The sequence below is a fragment of the Streptomyces sp. NPDC004752 genome (assembly GCF_053601275.1).
The window spans coordinates 26,866-49,106 of sequence record NZ_JBSGBN010000044.1; the positions used below are offsets into that span (position 1 = coordinate 26,866).

20 protein-coding genes are annotated in these 22,241 nt (G+C 66.9%); 15 read left to right on the forward strand and 5 right to left on the reverse strand.

The annotated features are described in order from the left end of the window. Positions 1 to 171 precede the first annotated feature (171 nt). Together ACWEKM_RS19865 and ACWEKM_RS19870 are read left to right on the forward strand one after the other, a co-directional pair. Positions 172 to 999: a class I SAM-dependent methyltransferase gene (locus ACWEKM_RS19865; RefSeq protein WP_451622489.1), complete on the forward strand. Its 828-nt coding sequence runs from the start codon at positions 172 to 174 to the stop codon at positions 997 to 999. A gap of 262 nt (positions 1,000 to 1,261) precedes the next feature. After that, the gene (locus ACWEKM_RS19870) at positions 1,262 to 3,382 is read left to right on the forward strand and encodes an ATP-binding SpoIIE family protein phosphatase (protein ID WP_451622490.1); all 2,121 of its coding nucleotides are present in this window, start codon (positions 1,262 to 1,264) and stop codon (positions 3,380 to 3,382) included. A 53-nt stretch (positions 3,383 to 3,435) separates the two neighbouring features. On the opposite strand, the gene ACWEKM_RS19875 is transcribed toward ACWEKM_RS19870, so the two are convergent. Continuing rightward, positions 3,436 to 4,353, reverse strand: a complete 918-nt coding sequence (locus ACWEKM_RS19875) for a helix-turn-helix domain-containing protein (protein WP_451622491.1) — start codon at positions 4,351 to 4,353, stop codon at positions 3,436 to 3,438. 122 nt (positions 4,354 to 4,475) lie between these two features. Between ACWEKM_RS19875 and ACWEKM_RS19880 the strand changes: the two genes are divergently transcribed. The 12 genes from ACWEKM_RS19880 (at position 4,476) to ACWEKM_RS19935 (ending at position 16,791) form a co-directional block, all read left to right on the forward strand. Further along, positions 4,476 to 5,258, forward strand: coding sequence for an MBL fold metallo-hydrolase (locus tag ACWEKM_RS19880; RefSeq protein WP_451622492.1), 783 nt, complete (start codon positions 4,476 to 4,478; stop codon positions 5,256 to 5,258). 37 nt (positions 5,259 to 5,295) lie between these two features. Further along, on the forward strand, positions 5,296 to 5,943 hold the full coding sequence (locus ACWEKM_RS19885; RefSeq protein WP_451622493.1) for an NAD(P)-dependent oxidoreductase: 648 nt from the start codon (positions 5,296 to 5,298) through the stop codon (positions 5,941 to 5,943). A 261-nt stretch (positions 5,944 to 6,204) separates the two neighbouring features. Continuing rightward, entirely contained in the window at positions 6,205 to 7,092 is an 888-nt protein-coding gene (locus tag ACWEKM_RS19890) for a carbohydrate ABC transporter permease (RefSeq protein ID WP_451622494.1), read from the forward strand. Between the two features lie 77 nt (positions 7,093 to 7,169). Further along, positions 7,170 to 7,967, forward strand: a complete 798-nt coding sequence (locus tag ACWEKM_RS19895; RefSeq protein ID WP_451622495.1) for a carbohydrate ABC transporter permease — start codon at positions 7,170 to 7,172, stop codon at positions 7,965 to 7,967. Between the two features lie 228 nt (positions 7,968 to 8,195). After that, complete coding sequence (locus tag ACWEKM_RS19900; protein WP_451622496.1) at positions 8,196 to 9,344, forward strand: extracellular solute-binding protein; 1,149 nt, start codon at positions 8,196 to 8,198, stop codon at positions 9,342 to 9,344. 49 nt (positions 9,345 to 9,393) lie between these two features. Next, on the forward strand, positions 9,394 to 10,551 hold the full coding sequence (locus tag ACWEKM_RS19905; protein ID WP_451622497.1) for an ABC transporter ATP-binding protein: 1,158 nt from the start codon (positions 9,394 to 9,396) through the stop codon (positions 10,549 to 10,551). A 90-nt stretch (positions 10,552 to 10,641) separates the two neighbouring features. After that, positions 10,642 to 11,976, forward strand: coding sequence for an LLM class flavin-dependent oxidoreductase (locus tag ACWEKM_RS19910; RefSeq protein WP_451622498.1), 1,335 nt, complete (start codon positions 10,642 to 10,644; stop codon positions 11,974 to 11,976). A gap of 169 nt (positions 11,977 to 12,145) precedes the next feature. After that, positions 12,146 to 12,655 (forward strand): flavin reductase family protein, encoded by a 510-nt coding sequence (locus ACWEKM_RS19915; protein WP_451622522.1) that lies wholly within the window; start codon positions 12,146 to 12,148, stop codon positions 12,653 to 12,655. A gap of 38 nt (positions 12,656 to 12,693) precedes the next feature. Beyond that, positions 12,694 to 13,398: a histidine phosphatase family protein gene (locus ACWEKM_RS19920; RefSeq protein WP_451622499.1), complete on the forward strand. Its 705-nt coding sequence runs from the start codon at positions 12,694 to 12,696 to the stop codon at positions 13,396 to 13,398. Between the two features lie 180 nt (positions 13,399 to 13,578). After that, positions 13,579 to 14,628, forward strand: a complete 1,050-nt coding sequence (locus tag ACWEKM_RS19925; protein WP_451622500.1) for an LLM class flavin-dependent oxidoreductase — start codon at positions 13,579 to 13,581, stop codon at positions 14,626 to 14,628. 11 nt (positions 14,629 to 14,639) lie between these two features. After that, entirely contained in the window at positions 14,640 to 15,959 is a 1,320-nt protein-coding gene (locus tag ACWEKM_RS19930) for an aspartate aminotransferase family protein (protein WP_451622501.1), read from the forward strand. 1 nt (position 15,960) lies between these two features. Continuing rightward, positions 15,961 to 16,791 carry a metallophosphoesterase family protein gene (locus ACWEKM_RS19935; RefSeq protein WP_451622502.1) on the forward strand — a complete coding sequence of 277 codons (831 nt, stop codon included), beginning with the start codon at positions 15,961 to 15,963 and terminating at the stop codon, positions 16,789 to 16,791. Between the two features lie 22 nt (positions 16,792 to 16,813). On the opposite strand, the gene ACWEKM_RS19940 is transcribed toward ACWEKM_RS19935, so the two are convergent. After that, entirely contained in the window at positions 16,814 to 17,674 is an 861-nt protein-coding gene (locus ACWEKM_RS19940; protein WP_451622503.1) for an IclR family transcriptional regulator, read from the reverse strand. 97 nt (positions 17,675 to 17,771) lie between these two features. Beyond that, a complete protein-coding gene (locus tag ACWEKM_RS19945; protein ID WP_451622504.1) occupies positions 17,772 to 18,170 on the reverse strand; it encodes an FCD domain-containing protein in 399 nt (132 codons plus the stop codon). Positions 18,171 to 18,193: 23 nt separating this feature from the next. Here ACWEKM_RS19945 and ACWEKM_RS19950 point away from each other — a divergent pair, with 23 nt between their 5' ends. After that, positions 18,194 to 19,204 carry a flavin monoamine oxidase family protein gene (locus ACWEKM_RS19950; protein WP_451622505.1) on the forward strand — a complete coding sequence of 337 codons (1,011 nt, stop codon included), beginning with the start codon at positions 18,194 to 18,196 and terminating at the stop codon, positions 19,202 to 19,204. A gap of 266 nt (positions 19,205 to 19,470) precedes the next feature. Here the strand turns inward: ACWEKM_RS19950 and ACWEKM_RS19955 are convergent, their stop codons facing one another. After that, on the reverse strand, positions 19,471 to 20,319 hold the full coding sequence (locus ACWEKM_RS19955) for a polysaccharide deacetylase family protein (protein ID WP_451622506.1): 849 nt from the start codon (positions 20,317 to 20,319) through the stop codon (positions 19,471 to 19,473). Between the two features lie 180 nt (positions 20,320 to 20,499). Beyond that, positions 20,500 to 21,867, reverse strand: a complete 1,368-nt coding sequence (locus ACWEKM_RS19960; protein WP_451622507.1) for an MFS transporter — start codon at positions 21,865 to 21,867, stop codon at positions 20,500 to 20,502. Between the last annotated feature and the right edge of the window lie 374 nt (positions 21,868 to 22,241).

The window sequence follows — 22,241 nt, forward strand, 5'->3', positions numbered from 1 at the left end:
CGGGACTCCCTTCGCGGAAGGCGGGCGTTCATGCCCAACCTCCGGCCGGCGACTGTCGGTTACACACGTCTGGAGTCGCTGCCGTCGACGTGCACTACCGGTGGCGGCGCGTCACCGGCTGCCGGTAAACCAGTGGCGTCTTTGTGGACGAGCCACATAGCTTGTGCGTTCGTGACTGACGATCCGAAGGCGCGCCCGAACCGACACGACCTCGGCCGGGTGTTCAACGAGGTGCCGGAGCTCTACGACCGGGTCCGGCCGGGATACCCCGACGAACTGTTCGCTGACCTTGGCGCCATCACCGGCATGGACGAAACGTCCTCGGTTCTGGAGGTGGGCTGCGGTACCGGTCAGGCGACGCGCTCACTGGCGGCACTCGGATGTTCGGTGACCGCCATCGAGCCGGGTGCAGGCATGGCCGCGCTCGCTCGCCGGCGGATCGCTACTTTCCGTAACGTCCATGTCGAGACGTCGATGTTTGAGGAGTGGGACGACCGCGGCCGACGCTTCGATGCCCTCGTGGCCGCGTCGTCGTGGCACTGGGTCGACCCGTCGACTGGCTGGCGGCGAGCGCACGACGTGCTTGGTCCCGGAGGCTGGATGGCACTGCTCGGCCACGTCGTGGTCCGCAGGCCTGGAGAGCCGGAAGTCTATGCCGAGACCGCCGATCTCCACGAGCGGTTCTGCCCCGGGAATCCCGACTGGGGCCATCCGCCGCTGGAGGACGATGTGCGCACCACCGACGAGGGCTGGGGCCAGGTCGACGATCCTGGCGGATTGTTCGGCCCGACGACCGTGCGCTGGTACCCGACCGTCCAGTGGTTCGACGGGGACGGCTTTGCCGATCTCCTTCGCTCGACGTCGCTGTATCGGAAACTCGACCGCGACGTCCGTGAGCCCCTCCTCGATGCCGTCGCCGAGCGCATCCGCACCCGGATGGGCGACCGAGCATCACGCCGCTATCTGAGCGTTCTCCGTGTCGGACAGCGCACCGACTGAGACCAGGGACCCGTCCCCATGGGATCGGCGGGCCGCCTCGCCGTCGGCGTTGGTCGGGCCGGTGGCCGCCAGGGCGTTGATCAGTGGTTTCGGATCGCGGTCGGCGTGAATGCGCGGTGCTGAATAGCCGATGAGCAGCATAAACATTTATGCTCTATTCGAGGTGGTGGTCCGATAGCGCCGGGAGCTGAACGGTATGGACGCTGACACATGCGGGCCGGGCCAGCAAGTGGAGGTACGTCCCGCCAGGAGCCGCGACGACGTGCTGCTGGAAGCTGCGCGCCGTACCCTGCGTGATCTGCAGGCTTCTTCGGTGGCCGTGTTCCTTCCCATGCGGGGCGAGCCCCTTCTGGCCGCGGCAGTCACCGCCGTTGAACCGCTTGGCGTCGGAATGATGGAGCGGCTTCCCATTGACGATGAGATTTTCCCGTCGGTTGCTGCCTACAAAACAGGTGTGCCCAAGATCGCGCACTCCATTGAAACGCTCGGTAAATATCCGGAATTCTCCATCTTTGTTCCCTATCCGCTCACCATCGCATCGGCACCACTGGAGTCGGCGGGTAAGCGGTTCGGCGCGATCGCCGCCTTTTGGCCCGGAATTTTCCGTCAGATCGGTTCGGACGAACTGGACCGACTTACCGCTGTGGGCCGGGAGATCGCCTGTGAGTTGGTTCCTTTGGCCGCAGCGGGCGTCTCGATGCTGGCCGGCGAGATACCGTTGGTGACGGCGATGAATGCCGTTTCACCGACCGTTGGGGGCGACGCTGTTCGGGCCGCGGAGATTGCTCCTTTCCTGTACCACGTTCAGCAGCTGGCCATGAGGCTGCCCCGGGCGCTCAGTCTTGAGGACGTCGTCCACGAGATCAACCAGCGAGTCATCGGTGGACTGAAAGCCCGGGCGACCGCCATTACTTCGCTGGAAAACGGGCGGCTGCGGGTGGTCGGCGCCTCCGGTTGCTCGCTGGGATTCTTGCGGCAGCTGGAAGCCTCCTCGTCCTGTAGCGGAATGCCCGAGGAACGCGCCATGACCGAGAAGAGACAGCTCTTCTTCGACGCGGCGCACAGAGAGACGAAAGACCGAGTCGAGTCGGCAGCGGTGGGCGCAGACGCCGAGGAATACGTATGGATAGTGAGTCCCCTTCTGGTGGGCATGCGAGTGCTCGGCACGTGCTCTATCTGTTTCACGGCGGACGGCCGTCAGTTTGCTGCCGAGCGTGCTGCTCTTAACGCCTTGGTACCGCTTCTGGGCCAGGCGTTCGATCGGATTCGGGCTCAGGACGCCTCATACGCGCTGGCCCGACAGTTGCAGCAGGCCCTCCTGCCACGGATGCTGCCGAGTATCCCCGGACTTGTCTCCACCAGCCGCTATGTGCCTGCAAGTGGTGGCCTTGAACTCGGCGGCGACTGGTATGACCTGATCCCTCTCCCGTCCGGTGGTGTCACGGCTGTCATCGGAGATGTGCAAGGTCACAGCACGGCCGCGACGGTGGTGATGGGACAGCTCCGCAGTGCCGTTCGGGCTTATGCCACCGATGGGCTCAGCCCCGGGCCGCTCCTGCGGCGTACCAATCGTTTGCTGGGCGAACTCAGGACGGAACTCTTCGCCACCTGCTGCTGTGCATTGCTGGACCCGGAAACGGGACGCATGCGCGTTGCGACAGCGGGCCACCCATTCCCATTGATCAGGCAGGCATCCGGTAACTATCTCGATCCTCAGCCGGATGTGGGTCCGCCGCTCGGAGTCGACGGAGAATACGAATACACCGATGTCAGCGTTCATCTGGAGCCCGGAGCACTCGTGGTCTTCTACACCGACGGCTTCCTCTGCGCCGGTCCCGAGCATGAGATAGGTCCCGGTGTCATTGACACCGCCTACGCCGTCTCCCACGGGCAATTGGAGGCCATTGGTGATGAGGTGGTGAAACGCACGACCGTTGTTCCGCGAGCCGCGGACGATGCGGCGCTGTTGCTTCTGCGCTACGAGGAGCCCTCTGCGCAGGCACGTCATTATGTGCAGCGTCTGGAGATCCCTCGACGTGATCTGCGGGGAGTGCAGCGTGCCCGCCTGTTTCTGCGGGCGTGGTTGTCGGCCTGGTATCTCAAGGAGCTCGACGACGAGGCGCAACTCCTGTTGTCGGAAGTCGTGACCAATGCGCTTGTTCATGCCGACAGTGACGTTGACCTCCGGGTCCGGCGGTATCCGCACCATCTGCGCGTGGAGGTCAGGGACAGTGACCCCCACCCCGCCATCAACGTGGGAAGTCCCGGGGAGGCCCAGGCGGAAGGCGGCCGGGGGATGATGATCGTCTCGGCTCTCGCCTCAGCATGGGGCAATTCGCCCAGCGGCCGCGGAAAAACCGTGTGGTTCGAGCTTCCTTTCTGACGTCGCCCCGGCCCTCGTCCCGGCCTCGTTCGCTTCCTGCGGCGGCCCCGGCGTCAGTGAGGGGAGAGGTGGCTGCGGCGGAAGTCGCCGGGGGTGGCGCCGGTGTGGCGAGTGAAGAACTTGCCGAAGTTGGTGGGTTCGGTGAAGCCGAGGCGACGAGCGATCCCTGCGACCGGCTCGTCGGTGTGGGCGAGCAGGCGCTGGGCCTCCAGGGCGACACGGGCGTCGATCACCTGTTTGACGGATTGGCCGGTGGCGGCCAGGCAGGCGCGGGTCAGGGTCTTGACGGTGTAGCCCAGGCGCCGGGCGTAGTCCTCGGCGCGGCGGGTGGTGGTGTAGGAGCGTTCCAGCTCGGTGCGGAAGCGGGTGTAGATCTTGCCGCCGGCGTGCGGGTCCGTGTGCTCACCGCACCGGGGCAGCCGGCCGATGTGCAGCAGCAGGGTGGCGAGCAGGAACTGGAGGATCTCGGGCGAGACCGTGCCATCCGGTCGAGTGAACTCGGACCGCAGCTGGCCCACCGTGGTGGACACCGCGGTGTAGTCGCGGCCCGCGTCCAGTTGCCAGCACACCGGGCCGTACCACTCGTGGAGCAGCCGATCGGTGCTCGGCAGTCGGGGCGGGAAGGCGGGGGTGAACAGGATGTGGGCGCCGTTCATGGTGCCGGGGCGGCCGAAGTGCTGGACCTGGCCGGGGCGGACCCACAGCAGCGTGCCCGGGCGGCAGGGATACCTGACGAAATCGGCACTGTGCTCTCCGCTGCCCTCGGTGATCAGCGTGACGGTGTGGAAGTCGACGCGGTGGACGCGTTCCAGGCTGCCGTCTTTCAGTCGTTCGTGCAGGGTGGCCAGGTCGGTGACCTCGAAGCCGGAGATCGGTCCGGTCGGCGCGTTGAAGCCGAAACCGGGGATCGGGCCGTTGCCCGCACCGGCGGGTCCGGTGGCGTCCGGCGTTGACACGATGGCCTCACCCATGTCTGTTTTCGACCATGACGAGTCTCCAGCGTATCTCGCCTGCGCGCACGTCCGGGGCGAGAGTGGGACGAGCACCGGACGGTCAACCGGACGTCGTCCGACCACGTAAGGAAGCCTTCATCATGCACGGCACGGTCACTGTCATCGACAAGGGCGCGGTACGCGTCCATAGCTATATGGCCCCGGACGACAGTCTGAATGTCACCACCCAGCTGATCGAGACCCCGGCCCGGCTGATCGCCGTCGACGCCCAGTACGCGCTCGGCTACGCCGATGAGGTCGTCGCCTACGCGCAGGGCCTGGGCAAGCCGATCGACCGGCTGATCATCACCCACGCCCACCCGGACCACTTCCACGGGGCGGCGCGTTTCGGCGCCCCCGTGCATGCACTCGCCGTGGTCCGTGACCAGATCGCGGTTCAGGGCGACGGCCAGGACCCGACCGGCACCGTCATCCCCATCGCCGATGTCACCCCGACAGCCGAGATCATCCCGGGCACCGAGGTCATCGACGGCGTGCCCTTCCTCTTCGAGGCCGTCAGGGGCGGCGAGGCCACCGACGAACTGGTGATCAAGCTGCCCGCGCAGGGTGTCCTGGTGGCCCAGGACCTCGTCTACCATGCCACCCACCTGTTCCTCGGCAACAACGACATCGTCGGCTGGCAGAAGGCCGTCGACGCCCTCGCGGGGGAACCGACGTACGACACGATTCTGGCCGGGCACGGTCTGCCCGCCGGACCCGACGTCTATGCCGAGCTCGGCCGCTACCTCGCCGACGCGCGCGAACTGCTCGGCGACGACGGTGAGGCGTACAAGAAGGCGATCCTGGAGCGCTATCCGTCCTACGGCAGCCCGTTCCTGATCGACATCGGCAACCAGTACCTCTTCGGCGTTCAGGATGCCTGATACTCCACCGCCCGCATACACACCGGAAGGATGCACGATGAGCAGCAGGATCGTTGTGTTCGGAGCTGCAGGCAAGGCCGGTTCCCGTGTCGTCGCCGAGGCCGCCGCCCGCGGCCACCAGGTCACCGCCGTAGCCCGGGACATCTCCCGGATCGGTCAACTCCCCGAAGGCGTACGGGCGGTGGCGGGCGACGTCACCGACGCCGAGATCGTCGCCGCGCTCGCCGAGGACGCCGACGCGCTGGTGCTGACCGTCGGCGGGCCGGATGCCGCGCTGTACACCGACGCCATCGCCACGGCCGCCGCGGCGGCACGATCGGTCGGGCCGGGCGGGCCGCGCATCGTGCACATGGGCGGCGGGGCCGGCCTGCTGAACGACGACGGTGTCCGGTTCTTCGACGCCCCTGGTTTTCCCGAGGAGTTCAAGCCGTACGCGATCGGCCAGCTCCAGGCCCTCGACGCCTGTCGGGCCCTGGGTGAGGACGTCACCTGGACCTATCTCTCCCCGCCGCCGGTCCACTTCGCTCCGGGCGAGCGTACCGGCGTCTATCGCACCGGCCTCGACCGGCCCGTGGTGGGCGATGACGGCCAGTCCCGCATCTCCTACGAGGACTACGCCGTCGCTCTCGTTGACGAGATCGAGCGTCCGAAGCACCTGAACCGCCGCTTCACCGTGGGCTACTGAGCCGGCCGGCCACTTCGCGGACCGGGCTGCCCGGCACTTGCCGCGCCTCGGCGTCGCCGCGGGAGACGGCTGATGATCATCCGACGCCGCCGAGGCCCGGCCGTGTGCGGAATCGGGCGATGTCTGATCAGTAAATGCTCAATGAACAGTCGATCGGGGGCATGGTCAGCAGTTGACCCCGGCCTTCGCTGCACCTTTCTATGTCTCTTACAAGGGATCAATAATTCCCTTGAAAGAAACACGTCATAGATTGGAGGCAGCGTGAGGCGCTACCAGCCGCACCGTGGCTCGGCCGTCGCCGGGTTGTTGTTCGCGCCGGCGTTCGGGGCCATGACACTGTTCATCGCCTTGCCGATCGCCGCGGTGCTGGCCCTGTCGTTCTTCCACTACGACCCGCTGACCCAGCAGATCCACTGGGCGGGTGTCGCGAACTGGCGTGCGGTGATCGACGGCGGGCAGCTTCGTGGAGCCCTTCTGCGGACGATCGAGTACGCCGTGCTCGTCGTGCCGGCCCAGGTGGTCATCGGGCTGCTGCTGGCGGTGCTGATCAACACGGTCGGACGGGGCGGTGCGGTCTGGCGGATCGTCCTGTTCCTGCCTTCAGCCTGCACCCTCGCGGCGATGGCCGTGGTCTGGCGGTGGCTGTTCTATCCGGGCGAGGGCCTGTTCGACCTGACCGTCGGCCGTCTCTTCGGCGCCTACGACTGGCTGAACTCCACCGGACTGTCGCTGCCCGCGGCGGCGATCGTCGGATGCTGGTTCGGCATCGGCTCCAGCATGATCGTCTTTCTCGCGGGGCTGACGACGGTGCCATTGACCACCATGGACGCGGCGCGCGTCGACAAGGCATCGGCCTGGCAGCGGTTCTGGCACGTCACCTTCCCGGCTCTGCGCCCCGCCGCCACCTTCGCCACGGTGATCGCCGTCGGTAACGCGCTGCGGGTTTTCGACCAGGTCCGGGTGATGACCCAGGGCGGCCCGCTCGACAGCAGCATGACCCTGTCCTACCTGCAGTACACGGTGGGCGTCGAGAACCTCGACATCGGCTCGGGCGCGGTGATCAGCGTGCTGCTCCTCGCGTTGACACTGGTCGCGATAGCGGCGCAGTTGCGACTCAGCCGTCTCTCCGCCCCGGCGGCCGCGCGATGACCGCCACGACCGCGCCCACCGCGGCGCCGACATCCGCGCCGGCTCGGCGCGGGCGGGTCCGGGTCCGACCGGCACGGTTGATCGCCACCGCTGTCCTGACCGTGGTGGCCGCCGTCCAGCTGTTCCCCTTCGTCATGATGCTGTGGACGTCATTGACCGACCCGGCCCACACCCGCCCCGGCTCGCTGTCGGCAACAGGGCTGACCTTCGCCAACTTCAGTCAGGCATGGGGCTCACTGGACTGGCAGCGTCTCTACTTCAACAGTTTCGTGGTGGTGTTTCTCATCGCCGGGCTGCAGGTCGCGCTCGCCCTGCCGGCCGCCTACGCGCTGGCCCGCCTGCGGTTCCGCGGTCAACGCGCCGCCTTCTGGCTGGTCATGGCGTGCATGAACGTGCCGGCCCAGGTCACCGCGATTCCCTTGTTCTATGTGTTTGCCCGGATCGGCTGGCTCGACAGCTACCAGGTGCTCATCCTGCCGTGGATCGGCAGCGGATTCGCCGTCTACCTGCTGCGGCAGTTCATCATGTCGATTCCGCAGAGCGTCTTCGATGCCGCGCGCATCGACAAGGCGCGCCCGATGGCGCTGCTGTGGCACATCGTGCTGCCCAACGTCCGCCCAGCGATCATGGCCTTCCTCACCTTCTCCGTGGTGCTGCACTGGAACGACCTGTACTGGCCGTCGGTCATGCTCCGCTCCGATCACGCCGCCACTGTCACCTACGTCATCGCGCAGTACGCCGGACCGGAGAGCTCGGCCGACTACGGCGAGCAGATGGCCGCCGCGATCATGGCCATCGCGCCGCTGGTAGCGCTCTATCTGGTAGCGCAGCGGCACCTGGTCCGCGGCCTCCAACTGACCAGCGGTGGCGAATGAATCTCCCCGATCCCACCACCCCGGCCGTCGACCCGGTCGAGCGCTCGCTTTCCAGGAGACCCGATGTCCACCGACCTGTCCGTTGATCCGACACCCGTTGCGTCCGAGCCGACGACCCGCCGACTGAGTCGGCGCCGCGTCCTTGGCACCCTGTCCTCCGGGGCCGCCGCGGCCCTGCTCGCCGCTTGCGGCGGCGGCAACAGTTCGGCCACGTCGAACAGACTGACCGTGCTGCTGCCGAACTACACGGCGGTGACCGCGCCGGTACAAGCCGCGCTGAAGGCCGTCACCGGGCTGTCCGGGGTGCAGCTGGAACTGGCGAGCGGATCGGGCTGGCCGGATGTGGACAATCGTTTTCAGCAGGACGTCACGGCCGGACGTGTGCCCGACATCGTGATGGTCGGGATCAACATGCTCGGCTACTACCACACCAACAAGATCGCGCAGCCGCTCGATGAGCTGCTCCCGTCGGCCGGCCTCGACGTCAACAGCTTCGACCCGGCCATCATGACCTCCGGGCGCATCGACGGCCAACTGGTCGGGACGCCCTGGGGTGTCTCCACGATGACCCTCTACTACAACAAGGACATTTTCGCCAAAGCTGGGCTTGATCCCGAGCAACCGCCGAAAACCTTCTCGCAACTGCGGCAGTTCTCGGAGCAGATCGTCAGCTCACATGCGGCCCGGTACGGCGTGTCGACCAGCCTGATCCAAAGCTCGGGCAACTGGGTCTTCCAGAACTACCTGCTGTCAAACGGCGGTTCCACGATGAGCCCGGACGGGAAGCGCATCGCCTTCAACGATCCGGCCGGTGTGCAGATGCTCAAGTACTGGGCCGACCTGGCCGCCGACAAGCTCAGCATGCCCGGGACACTGCAACAGATCGACGACGCGCTGGCGCGGCGAGATCTCGCGATGGTGCTCAACCCCAGCTCGGTTCGCAGCCTGATCAGCACATCGATGGGATCGTCACTGGCCGCGGCGGCCATGCCCATTCCCGACGGTGGCCAGGCCAAGACCCTACCGGGCGGCGGCGCGTTGATCATCGTGACCAAGGACAAGGCCAGGCAGCAGGCCGCGGCGAAGGCCGTCGCCGCCTTGCTCAGCGAGCGGGCGCAAAGACTGATGGTGACGACCACCGGATACCTCCCGGTCAACAGCAGCGCGGCGCGGAAAGCCGCGTCCAGTCCTCTCGTGGCGCCGAGCGTCGCCCAGCTCAAGACGCTTGTGCCGTGGCAGAACTTCCCCGGCAACAACTCCAACCAGATCAACAAACTGCTCAACGACGCGATCACCGCCGCACTGCTCGGCAAGAAGAGCCCGCAGGCCGCCCTCGACGACGCGGCGAAGGCGGGCGCGGCGCTGCTGCCCGCGTGACCATGCCACCGCTGCATCAGATGACCACCACAACAGGAAGACGCCCGTCATGCCCGCACTGAGCCCGCGTCCATCGAGCGGGAACCGTCCCACATCTCGCGGCCGCCGCATCGACGTCACCGCGCTGAGCAAGATCTATCCCGACGGCACGCAGGCGCTGCGTGACATCGAACTCTCCTGCGAGGCCGGTGAGTTCGTCGTTCTGCTGGGCTCCTCCGGTTCCGGCAAGACGACCCTGCTGCGGTGCCTGGCCGGCCTGGAGGACGCGACGGCCGGGACCATCTCGCTGGACGGGCAGGATGTCACCGCCGCGACGGCGGGCGATCGTGACATCGCCATGGTCTTCCAGAACTACGGGCTGTATCCCAACAAGACCGCCTACGCCAACATCGAGTTCCCGCTGCGGATGGCCAAGACGCCGCGGAACGAACGCCATGCCGCCGTCGCCGAAGTCGCGGCGACGCTGCGGCTGGAGCCCTACCTCGGCCGGCGTCCCGGCCAGCTGTCCGGTGGTCAGAAGCAGCGGGTCGGCATCGGACGGGCTCTGGTGCGGCGGCCTGGTGTGCTGCTCATGGACGAACCGCTGTCGAACCTCGACGCCGAGCTGCGCGTGACGATGCGCAAGGAGATCCGCTCGATGCAGCGCGCGACGGGCACGACCACGGTCTATGTCACCCACGACCAGGCCGAGGCGCTCGCGCTGGCCGATCGGCTGGTTGTCATGCAGGACGGCACCATCGTTCAGAATGATCACCCCGAAAGTGTGTTCCGGCGTCCGGCGACCGAGTTCGTAGCTCGATTCCTCGGCGGCATGAACCTTCTCCCGACCCACGATCCCGCTGTGCGCGAGGCGGTTTCGGGACGTCTGCCTGACGGCTACCCGGCCTCCGCGGTCGCCACCGTCGGCGTGCGCCCCGAGGACTGGACGGTACTCGACGAGCGCGACAGCCCACGCGGCGGCGAGCAGCTCCACTTCACCGGCCGCGTGGAAAGCAGCGAGTTGGTCGGCCGGGAACGGCTGCTGTCGGTCCTGATCGGCGAGCAGACCGCGCAGGTGCGGGTCTCAGCCGACCTGCCCGTGCCCGAATTCATCTCTCTCGGGGTCCGACCGCAGCACCTGTGTCTGTTCGGTTCGCACGGCGAGCGCCTCTCGCCCTCGCCCCACACTCATGCACACGTGTCGTCACCGGAGAAGACCCCCGCGTGACGGCGACGACCCGGCCAAGGCGCAGCAGCGGCAACCGCGTTCGGGGCAGGGTCCCCGCAGCAATGACATGCAAGAGGACTGGAAACTGAAATGACAGCCGATCAGCATCAGGTTCATCTGACCGTGTACCTGGCCGGGGCCGGTCACCATGAAGCCGCCTGGAGGTTCGGGCAGACACAGCCCGAGCGTCTCAGCGATATCGATTACATGATCGAGCTCGCCAAAGTCGCGGAATCCGGAATGTTCGACGCGGTCTTCATCGCCGACTCGCCGTATCTCTATCCGGACCTGGCTTCCAACGGTTACTACGGCGTCGTGCCGTTCGAGCCGTTCACCTTGCTCAGCGCGATCTCCTCGGCGACCACCCGTATTGGTCTCATCGGGACCGCTTCCACGACGTATTATGAGCCCTTCAATCTTGCTCGACTGCTTGCCTCACTGGACCAGATCAGCGGGGGCCGTGCCGGGTGGAACATTGTCACCACCTCCGCGCCGGATGCATCGCACAACTTTGGACAGGCGGAACATCTGGAGCACGACCGGCGCTACGAACGTGCCACTGAGTTCATGAAGGTGATGACAAGTCTTTGGGACAGCTGGGACGACAACGCCGTCGTCGCCGATCGGAGCACCCGACAGTTCTTGGCGCCGGGTTCTGTCCGGCCGATCGATCACAGCGGGGAGTGGTTCAACGTCAGGGGCCCGCTGACCATGCCAAGGACTCCCCAGGGCCATCCGGTATTCGCACAGGCAGGATCCTCTGACGACGGAATCCGGTTCGGCGGCCGGTTCGGAGACGTAATATTCACATCGCAGGCCGAACTCGACTCGGCCCGTGAGTTCTACACACGTATGAAGCAGCAGGCCCGAATGGCAGGACGAGAGGCTCGCGACGTCAAGGTCTTGCCTGGCGTGGTGCCTATTCTCGCGCCGACGGTTCGGCAAGCCCAGGAGTTGCGGGACGAGTTGTTCGCGGTTACCGACGTCGAGACCGCGCTCAATGCACTCAAGAGCAACTCGGGTGGGGTCGATCTCACCGGTTATCCACTCGACGAGCCCTTTCCTGACCTTGGGAGTTCCTCCGACTTCAACGGCACGAAGTCGCGTCGCGATTTCTTTGTCAAGATGGCCCGAGAGCGTAACCTGACGCTACGACAGGTGTTGAAACTTCTGTCCGGCGGCCGAGGGCATCGCGAATTCGTAGGCACCTACGACCAGTTCTGCGATGACATGGAGACATGGCTGCACGCCGGTGGGGCCGATGGGTTCACCATTCTGCCGCCTTTCCTGCCCGGCAGTCTCGATGAATTCGTCGAAGAGGTGGTCCCTCGTCTTCAAGATCGGGGACTGCTGCGACGCGCGTACAGCGGTAGCACGCTGCGTGAGCACCTGGGTCTTCGCCGACCTGCAGATCAGCGCGTCTAGCTCACATCCGGAAAACCGGTGTACGCCCCAGCCCACTATCCGGTTGCCGTGACTGTCATCGTGGGGCCGGTCACGGTACGCGGCGATCATGAGACGTGCCACGATGAGCACCAACGGTCTCGTCGCCTTCCTCTCACTCTTCGATGACAACCATGAGAAGGACAATTCCATGACGGCCGTGTCCGACGTCGGCACCCACCGGCTCACCTCTCCCGACCTTCTCCGTTCCGTTTTCCGGCAGCACGCGGCGGGAGTCGCGGTGATCACCGCCCAAGGAGGCGGCAGTCCGGTCGGCTTCACCGCCACCTCCCTCTCCTCGGTCTCCGCGGAGCCCCCGCTTCTCTCCTTCGGCATCGGAGTCGGCTCCTCCAGCTGGCCGGTCATCTCCAAAGCCGATTACATCGGTGTGCACATACTCGGCGAGCAACAGGAGGACCTGGCCGGCACGTTCGCCAAGAGCGGTGCCGACCGTTTCGGGGCGCCGACCCGTTGGCATGAGGGCCCCGAGGGCGTTCCCCTCCTGGACGACGTGTTGGCCTGGCTGGTCTGCCGCGTGGTGGGGCGCATACCGGCCGGGGACCATCGGCTCATCCTTGCCGAGGTCGTCCTCGGCGACCCGCCGGGTGACGGACGCCCGCTCCTCTATCACCAGGGACGTTTCAACGGCCTCCGCGACTGACTCCGCTGACTCCTCCTATTCTCCTGAAAGGAATATCTGTGCATAGCGCCTCGTCGCTCCATCAGGCGGTAGACCCGACGGTTGTGGTGTTCGTGCGCCACGGTGAGACGGTCTGGAACCGGGAGGCCCGCTTTCAGGGGCAGTTGGATCCACCGCTCAGCGATCTCGGCGTCGGCCAGGCCGCGGCTCTGGCGGATCGGTTGCGCGCCGAGCACTTCGATGCCGGGTACGTCAGCGATCTGCGCCGAGCGCGGCAGACGGCGGCTGCTGTCGCCGACCGGACCGGCGTGGAGTTCGCGGCCGAGCCGCTCCTGCGCGAGATCGGGATGGGCGACTGGCAGGGACTGACCGCCGACCAGGTGAGCAAGCGACACAGCGCGGTGTGGACCCAATGGCTGGCGCGTCCCCGCTGGGATCTGCCACCGTCGGGCGAGGGCTCCGAGGCACTCGCCCGACGGGCGGACGCGATTCTGCGGCGCCTGGTCTCGCGGCACCCGGGACAGCGGGTCATCTGCGTCAGCCATGGCGGGTTCGTCCAGGCCGTGCTCGCCCGGGTACTGGATCGCATGCCGTGGGGCCCGTACCCCTTTCGGCTGGACAACGCATCGATCACCAGCCTCAGCCACGCGGCAGGGGTGTGGTGGATCGACGGTGTGAACGATCTGGCCCACCTGCCGTCCGCCGGAACGGGCCTGGTGCCGGGCATCAACATGTCCGGGAACGGTGAGCCGTTGCCTCATTGAGGATCGGGCCGGGTCTTTACGGCAAGGCCGACCCACCGTGCCGCATTGCGGCCCGCGCGGTCCACAGGTGCTTTCCGGCACGCGGTCATTCTCAGATCTCTCGACGGACCGGTTGCCCTGGGCCGTCAGCCATAGTTAGCGTAAAACGGGATATAGATTCCGTATAAGGGAATACATTTCATGTCTCTGTCGTCCTTGCCGTCAGGAGTCGCTGCCGTCTCCTCCCACCTTCCGCCGTCCGAACCGCACGGTGATGAACTGGTGCGTATCGGGTACCTCCTGCCGTCCCGTGAACTTGCGGTGATCGGCGATCTCGGCGCCGAGCGCCTGCTCACGCTGGCCGATCTGGCCGCGGTGAGCAGGTACGACTCGGTGTGGGTCAGCGACTCGCCGGTCGGCCGCGCACGACTCGACGGCCTGTCGCTGCTGGCCGCGCTGGCCGGCCGGCTGCCCCACATGCACCTCGGCACCTCGGTGCTGATCCCCGCCCTGCGACACCCGGTCCTGCTGGCCTACACCCTGGCCTCACTGGAGCGACTCGCGCCGGGACGGCTCACCCTGGGCGCCGGGGTCGGGCTACCCGGCCCGGGCTTGACCGAGCAGTTCGCGTCAGTGGGCCTGGAGGCCGATCGCCCGTTCTCCCGGATGGAGGACGCGATCACCGTGTGCCGCCAACTGTGGGCCGCCGACTCGGCCGTCCTGCCCCAGAGCCGATTCACCACCCTGTCCGGGCCGTTGGACCTCCAGCCCCGGCCGTCAACACCCGGCGGCCCGCCGTTCTGGATCGGTGGCACCGGCCCCCGCACACGCCGCTTGATCGCACAGCGGCTGGACGGCTGGATGCCCTACCTGCAAGAGGCAGCACGATTCCGGGACGGGTGGGACGACATACAGCAGCAGGCGGCCAGTTGCGGCCGACCCGGCGACGCGCTCTCGGCGGCGTTCGTGCCGACTCTCCTGATCGGTGAATCGCCACGCGAGCAGGCTGAGTTGCGGGACTATTGCGCCCGCTACTACGGCTGCCGGCCCGACGAACTCGCGCACCGACGGCCCGGCTTCTTCGCCGGCAGCGCTCAGGCGTGCCTGGAGTGGCTCGCAGGCTTCGTCGAAGCAGGAGCCCGCACACTCATCCTGCGTTTCGCGACCTTGCAGTCGATCGAACACCAACTCAGCACCGCAGCCCACGATCTCGTTCCCGCGCTGAAGCGGCTCGCCGCCCAGCGCGGCTGAAAGGACACCGAGTGAATACCTCACTGGCCGCAGCGGCCGTCGAGACCGCCGCTCTCGACCGCGAGCAGCTCACACACGCCAGGACGGTCATCGCGGGCGGCGGGTTCGGCACGTTCAAGCTCGCCGACGACATCGACTTCGTGCTCGATCACGCGCAAGGGTCGCGGCTGACGAGCCTGGGCGGCCGGGAGTTCGTCGATCACGTCCTGTCTTCCGGGCCGATGGTGCTCGGGCACGGGCATCCCGAGGTACTCGACGCGCTGCGCGAGCAGGTGTCGCGGGCCACGACCTCGTACGTGCTCAACAAACCGGCCATCGAGCTTGCTGAGCGCGTCTGCCACCTGGTGCCGTGCGCCGAGTCGGTGAAGCTGCTCGGCGACGGAAGTTCGGCCACGTTCTACGCGCTGCGCCTGGCCCGCTCGTTCACCGGCCGATCCAAGATCATCAAGTTCGAGGGCGGCTTTCACGGCTACCACGACGCAGTGCTGCACAGCATGAAGCCCGAGATGGTCGGCAGCCCGATCCCGCAGCCCGACTCCGCCGGCATCCCCTCCCACGCCGCCGACGAGGTGCTGATCGCTCCGTTCAACGATGCCGCCGCGGTGGCACGACTGCTGACGGAGCACGAGGTCGCGGCGGTGATCATCGAGCCGGTGCAGCGCGCCGTCGAACCGGCGCCGGGCTTCCTGGCCGAGCTGAAGTCGCTCACCTCCGCGGCCGGGGCGATGTTGATTTTCGACGAGCTGGTCACCGGATTCCGCCTCGGCGTCGGCGGGGCGCAGGCGCATTACGGCGTCACCCCGGACTTGTGCGCCCTCGGCAAGATCCTCGGCGGCGGCCTGCCGCTGGCCGCGGTGGCCGGACGCAAGGACGTCATGGAGCTCGCCGCCCCGGGACGGGCCAGAGAGCACGGTGGTATCTGGCTCAGCGGCACTCTGAACGGCAACCCGCTGGCCGCCGCGGCGGGACTGGCGACGCTGCGTGTGCTCACCACCACCGACGCGCTGCACCGGGCGCACAAGCACGGACGCCGGCTGCGGGCCGGCATCGCCGACATCGCCCGCCGACGGTCGGTCCCGCTGCAGGTGATCGGCCCCGACCCGATGATCGAGCCGGTCTTCGGCGAGCACCCGATCACCGACTACGCCTCCTACACGCGTGCCGATCTTGGCGCCGGCCGACGGTTCGGCATCGAGCTCATCCGCCGTGGCGTCTTCGTCAACCCCGGCGCCAAGTGGTACACCTCCAGCGCACACACCGCCGACGACTTGGAAGTCACCCTCGCCGCGGTGGACGCCGCGCTGGTCGCGACCCGTGAGACGGAGCACTGAGATGCCCAAGATCGGCCTGATCTCCGACATCCACGGCAACACGGTCGCCCTCGAAGCGACCATCGACGCGCTGCGCGCCGACGGCGTCGATCAGATCGCCTGCCTCGGCGACATCGCCTACGGCCCCTGCCCACGGCAGACACTGAAGCGCATACGCGAGGTGTGCTCGACCGTCGTCGCCGGCAACGGTGACACGTGGCTGGCCGACCCGCACGCCGTGGAGCGCGAACCTGCCTTGCGCCATCGGCGGCTGGGGCCCGTCCGCGACCAACATGTGCAAGCGCTGGCCTGGGTACGCGCCCAGCTCTCCGACGACGATCTCGCCTACCTGGGCGGGCTGCCGCTGACGGCCGAGCTGCCGCTCGCCGCCGGGCACAGCCTGCTGTGTTTCCACGGCTCGCCCCGCCACAACTACGACTTCATCCTCCCCGACACCCGCCCGCGCGACATCGACGAGCTGATCGGCGCAAGCTCGGCGAGCGTGCTGGCCTCGGGGCACTCACACCAGCAGATGCTGCGCAAGCACCGTGACATCACGCTGGTCAACGTGGGGAGCGTCGGCCGCGCGCCGATCCGGTACCCGTGGCCGGCCTGGCTGCCCGATGCCCGCGACCTTCCCGATGCGGCCGCATCGGGCGAGTACCGGGCCGTCGCCGAGTACGCCGTGATCACCGCGACGGATCAGGCGATCTCGATCGAGTTCAAGCAACTGGCACTGGACGCCGAGCAGATCGTCGCCATGGCCGTCGAGAGCCGGATCCCCGGCGGCGCCGCCTACTTCGGTGAGCTGCGCCAATTCGCCGGGCCGCCCGAGTCGCGCTCACGCGGCTGACCGCCCGCGGGCCGGAGAACGGTCAGCCCTGCAGCGCCGAGCAGTAGGGCCGCCACGAGGAACTCCCAAGAGGAAGTGCCTCGTCGACCCGCCCGCCGATCGACCGCGTGACATGCCCCGCCGCGATCTGCACCGACTCGGCCAGAGTGTGCTCGCGGCGGGGCTGGTAACGACTGGCCGGCATGGCGACGAACACATCGCCGACCACATGGGCGGTGGAATCCCAGATCGGCACCGAGATGCCGACTGTCGTCGGCTCGTGGTGGCGCCGGTAGACGGCGTAGCCACGACGCCGGGTCTGATCGACGTCCGTGCGCAGTTGGGCCAGCTCCTCGGACGAAGCGTCGGCCAGCTCGGCGGAGATGATCTGCTCGCGGGTCGGCTCGGGGAGGAACGACAAGATGCCCAGTCCGGTGGAGCCATGTGTCAACGGCATCCACTGGTGCAACTCCGTGACGTAACGAAGCTGCTGGGTGGATTCGACCGAGGCGACCAGCATCACCTGCTCCCGGCTGCTGTCGTACAAGCCGAGCATGGCCGTCTCGTCGATCTGGGAGACGAGCCGCCGCAGATGAGGCATCGCGGCCTCGCGCAACCCGTGTCCGGAGGTGGCCTTCCACGCCAACCGGTAGAACTCGGCCGCGAGCGAGTAGGTGCCCCGTTCGTCGTGAGTGATCATCGCGGCTTGCTGCAACAGGCGAAGCAACCGGTGGACGCTGCTGGCGGGCATGCCGAGACCCTCGGCGATGTCCCTGACGCCATAGCTCTGCTTGCCGTCGTCGACCATGAAGGTGATCAACTGCAAGGCCCGGGTCACCGGTTCCCTGACACGTGCGGGCTGACCGGCCGCGGAGCTGCGGCCGTGGTCCACTGCGACGTTCACTTCAGGCATCTCCCGCGCGATGAGGCGGTCATGGACGGGTCGGTCAGCCCAGGTGGTGGCTTGACCGAGTCCAATTCCGTTGTAAGGAACGATGCTATCACTGGCGGCGTCGGCGGGAAACGCCACGGCCAGGGGCGGCCCGGTCACCTACCCCTGCCCCTTCAATGGACTGAACGTTCTCCTCATGTGACTTCATGAGTTGGTCAAGAAGGACGTGCTCCGAGGAGTCGAGGTGCTCCTGTATCGCCTCGGTAGCCGCTCGGACGTCCTTCGAGAGGATGGTGTCGATCAGGGTGCGGTGTTCGCTCGCGATCTGGGCCGGGGACGTGTAGAGGGGGCGCAGTTGCGTGAGGGCCAACCGGATTTCGGCCGAGACACTTTCGTAGATCCTGCTCATCCGCAGGCTGCCCATCGTGTCGATCAGGGCCTGGTGCAGTTCGAAGTCGTAGCGCACCGCCTCTTCCCACCCGTCGCTCCGGTGGAGCGACTCCAGCATGTATCGAGTACGACCAGCACGCCGTGCGCGGCGTCGCGGACCGGCTCGGCGTGAAACTGGCGCCGACGACGATGAGTTACTCGGCACGGGAGCCCCGCGGCGGCATCCCGGTCACCCTGCGGGAGTGCGTGGATGGTGCCGAAGCACTGGTCAAGCCCGAGAACGTCGAGCCGTACGCCAGCGTGCGGGACGTGCTTGAGGCGACCCCGCTCCAGCAGGGTGTGCGCGATGCGGTGGCGGCCCGCATCCAGATCTCCTTCGCCCAGCCGGTCGAACGGCTCGACTCGGCGGTGCTGCTCACCCACCACGCGGCGTCGTTCGAGGGCAACCAGGCGCTGCGCGGTGAGCAGGGCAACCAGCAGATCGCGCTGCGGCTGGCCGAGGAGCTGGGCGACAGGGTCCGGCTGAACACGCCGGTCCGGGCGATCGCTTGGGAGGGCGATCAGGTGCGGGTGCACACCGCCGACGGCACCGTGGAGGCCGACACCTGTGTGATCACCGTGCCGGCATCCGTGTGGCGGAACATCGAGTTCACCCCGGCGCTGCCGGACTGGAAGGCCGCCGCTCTCGATGCCGTCGAGTACGGCCACGCGGCCAAGATCGCCGTGGAACTGCCCGAGCCGCTGCCGGCGAGCGCGATCCTCTCGGTTCCGGACTTCCTCTGGACGTGGTCGGCCACCCGCGGTCGCACGACACCCGATCCTGTGCTGAACTGCTTCGTCGGATCGGACACCGCCCTGGCCACGCTGGCGATCGCCCAGGGGCCGCAGGCCCTGCTGCAGCGCCTTGCACAGATCCATCCGGACCTGCATCTCGATCCTGCCCGGGCACTGCTGTCCACCTGGGACAACGACCCGTGGGTGCGCGCTGCCTACTCCACTCGGGTCCCGGGCCGCGACCACGATGCGAAAGCCCTCCAACGCCCGGTCGGCCCGCTGCACTTCGCCGGCGAGCACACCTGTGACGACAACTTCGCGCTGATGGACGGCGCGGTCGACAGCGGTCAGCGGGCGGCGGCGGAAATCGTCGGCTGATCCGGTCCGAGCCGGCCTGTTCATCGAACCAGTGGAGAACGGCAGGCATCGCTGTGACAACGCAACCCCTGTCCCTCAAGACCGGTGTCGCCGATCTGCCGGGTCGTCTCAGAAGGCGTTGTCCCCGCGGCCATCCTGCGTGACGGTCCGTCGACAAAGTCGGCGGACCGTTTCGCTGTTCTCGCTGGTCAGAGGAACCTTTCGCTGAGCTGACCGCCTGTCGGACAGCCCGCATCAGGAAAGCGCGAGGTCGACCGAAAGATCTGTCAAAGTTCGGTGATGGCGTAGGGAGCGGCTTGTACGGGCTTCGAGGCGACCCATTCGGTGAGTGGGTTTGCGTCTCGCCACCGCGATGCATAGGCGGCGACTGACTCGAATCGAACGTCTCGCTCGGACATGTACTCGATAAGACGTTCCAGCATCATGATGCGGTGCGGACGTCCGATGATTTGCGGATGCATGCAGAGATCAAAAACGCCGCCGGGGTAGTTCGTCATGGCGTAGTCGAACTCGGCTGTCCAGATCTCGTACACCGCGCTTGGTGATGCTTGGTATCCGCTCGACCCTGGGACGTACTCGAAGTGCGGGTAGTCGTCGAGCACCCATGTGAACGGGATCTCGACCAGGTCGCACGGTGCTCCGAACTGGTACGGCTGATCGGCGGACCAGGCATCGCCGAGTCGCAAGTAGTAGGGCACGAAATCAGCGGCGCAGCATGTGGAGTCGTAGAGCAGGCCGAGTTCGGTCAGCGCAGTGATCGTGTTCACGCCGAAGCCGGAGGACGGCGACCGATAGCCGACCGGACGCACCGCGGCCGCCTTCTCAAGTGCGTCGAATCCGCGCAACAGGACGTCGCGTTCCTGTTGCAGGCTGAATCCCTCTGTGCGCTCGTGCACCCATCCGTGGTGACCGATTTCGTGGCCCGCGTCGCGGATGCACTTGATGAGATCGGGCCAGGCCAGAGCGGAATGCCCCGGGATGAAGAATGTCGCGGTCACATCGTGGCGCGCGAGAAGGTCGAGGATGCGCGGTATGACATAGGCGCTGTACTCGCCACGGGAGAGCGTGGCGACGCTGCGATGACCCTTGTTGATCCAGCTGGACATCGCATCCATGTCGAAGGTGAGACACACAGACAGTGTTCGCTCGGACATCCGTCCCTCAAATCATCGGTGCACGACCGTGGCGCCGTGCAGTCGTGTAGTGGTGTGACCGGTTGTGCGGCTCGGTTGATGCCCTGCGCGCGTCAGCTCATGAGTCACACTTCCTGGTGACCATCGCGGTCCCCGATGTGGTCAGTTCGCGATCTCGGTCAGTTCCTTACCACTGGTCCGGACGCCGCCCCAGAGCAGAAGCAACGCCGCAGCCGCAACGAACGCCGCCATCACCCACAGCGTGCTGCGGCCGCCGAGCCCGTCCAGCAGGGCAATCGCGACGAATGGGCTGACCATACCGCCCAGGTGTCCGACGCCGTTGCCGAGCGCGGAACCGGTGGAGCGGATACGGGTCGGGAAGAGCTCGGAGGTATAGACGTAGGCGACCGCGCACGCCGCGAACATGATCGAGATCAGCGCCGCGCCAAGGGTGATCAGCCCGGCACTGGAACTCACCGCCACGACCACGAAGCCGATCGCATACAGTGTCGTGGCCACGACCAGGTAGTACTTGCGCTCCACCCGGTCCGCCACGGCGAACGCGATCAGCGCCCCGAGGGGCAGGCCCAGCTGTCCCAGCCCGCTGTACAGCAATCCGCTGGGCTCGGGCAGGCCGGCGTCGATGAGGATGGCCGGGAAGTAGCTGAGGTAGATGTAGTTGGCGACATACATCAGAAACCAGAAACCGAGCACCACCACGGTCCGGCGGAGGTAGGGAGGCCGGAACAGCTCCGAGACGCTTCCCCGCTCATCGGTCTTCTCAGCGGGGATCTCCGGCACCGGTGGCAGGTCGCGGCCGAGCTGCGTACGGCACCGCTCCTCCATGCTCACCACCAGTGCTTCCGCCTCGGCCCCGCGTCCATTGAGGACCAACCAGCGTGGGGACTCCGGCAGGTAACGGCCACGCATCACGAAGATCAGCAGGGCTGCGACAGCGCCGACGCCGTAGACCAGGCGCCAGCCGACGGTACCGGTGCCCAGCAGCCATATCGCGATGAACGGCGTGGCGGCGAGTCCCGCCGCTCCCCAGAGATAGTTCAGCATCACATAGCGACCTCGCTTCTTGGCCGGTGCCAGCTCGGAGATCAAGGTCGCGGCAAGGATGATCTCCGCCCCGGTCGCCACTCCTGACAGGAACCGGAACGCGGTCAAGGACCAGACGTTCCAGGACAGTGCTGTGGAAAGGGCGGAGACGGCGACGGCGGCTACCGTGACCATCATGGCCACGCGCCGTCCCCGGAGGTCCGCCAGTCTGCCGAGCAAGTAGGAGCCGACGGCATAGCCGGCGAGGTTGGCGGCGACAGGGTAGGCCACCTGCGCTCCGGTCAACCCGAGCACCTCGCGCATCGTGGGCAGCGTGTAGGCGAAGGTGCTGATCTCGTAGAACCCGAAGAAGTACGACAGCCCGACCACGGCGAAGACGGGGAGCCGCAGCCCCATCCGAGGCAATCGGTCGATGCGCGCGTTGAGCTGGGCAACCAACTGGGGCGTCTTCGGCGGTGCGGTCATGGCTACTCCGTACATGGTGAGGCGGCCCAGGGGGCCGGGTGTGGGTGGTGCTTTCTTGCCCGTGGCCGCTTGCAGGGGGCGGCCGCCCGGTTCTCGGGGTGCCCTGACCGCTGGATGAAATCCGCGTTGTAGTCGCTGCTTACGGAGATGAGGGTGGGGTTTTCCGTCGGCCAACGGCACACCACCGACCGTCCGTGGAAGGGGGTTCTATCTTGAGTGGCACATCAGTGCGTGTCCAACATCAATCTCGCATAGATCCATAGATGCGGCGCATGGATATGTCCTTGTGGCACCTGAAGACATGCACGGCGGTGACACATGCCGCCGGCTTCACGGCTGCCGCACATGGGCTGCGTGTCTGCGGCGCTGTTGGC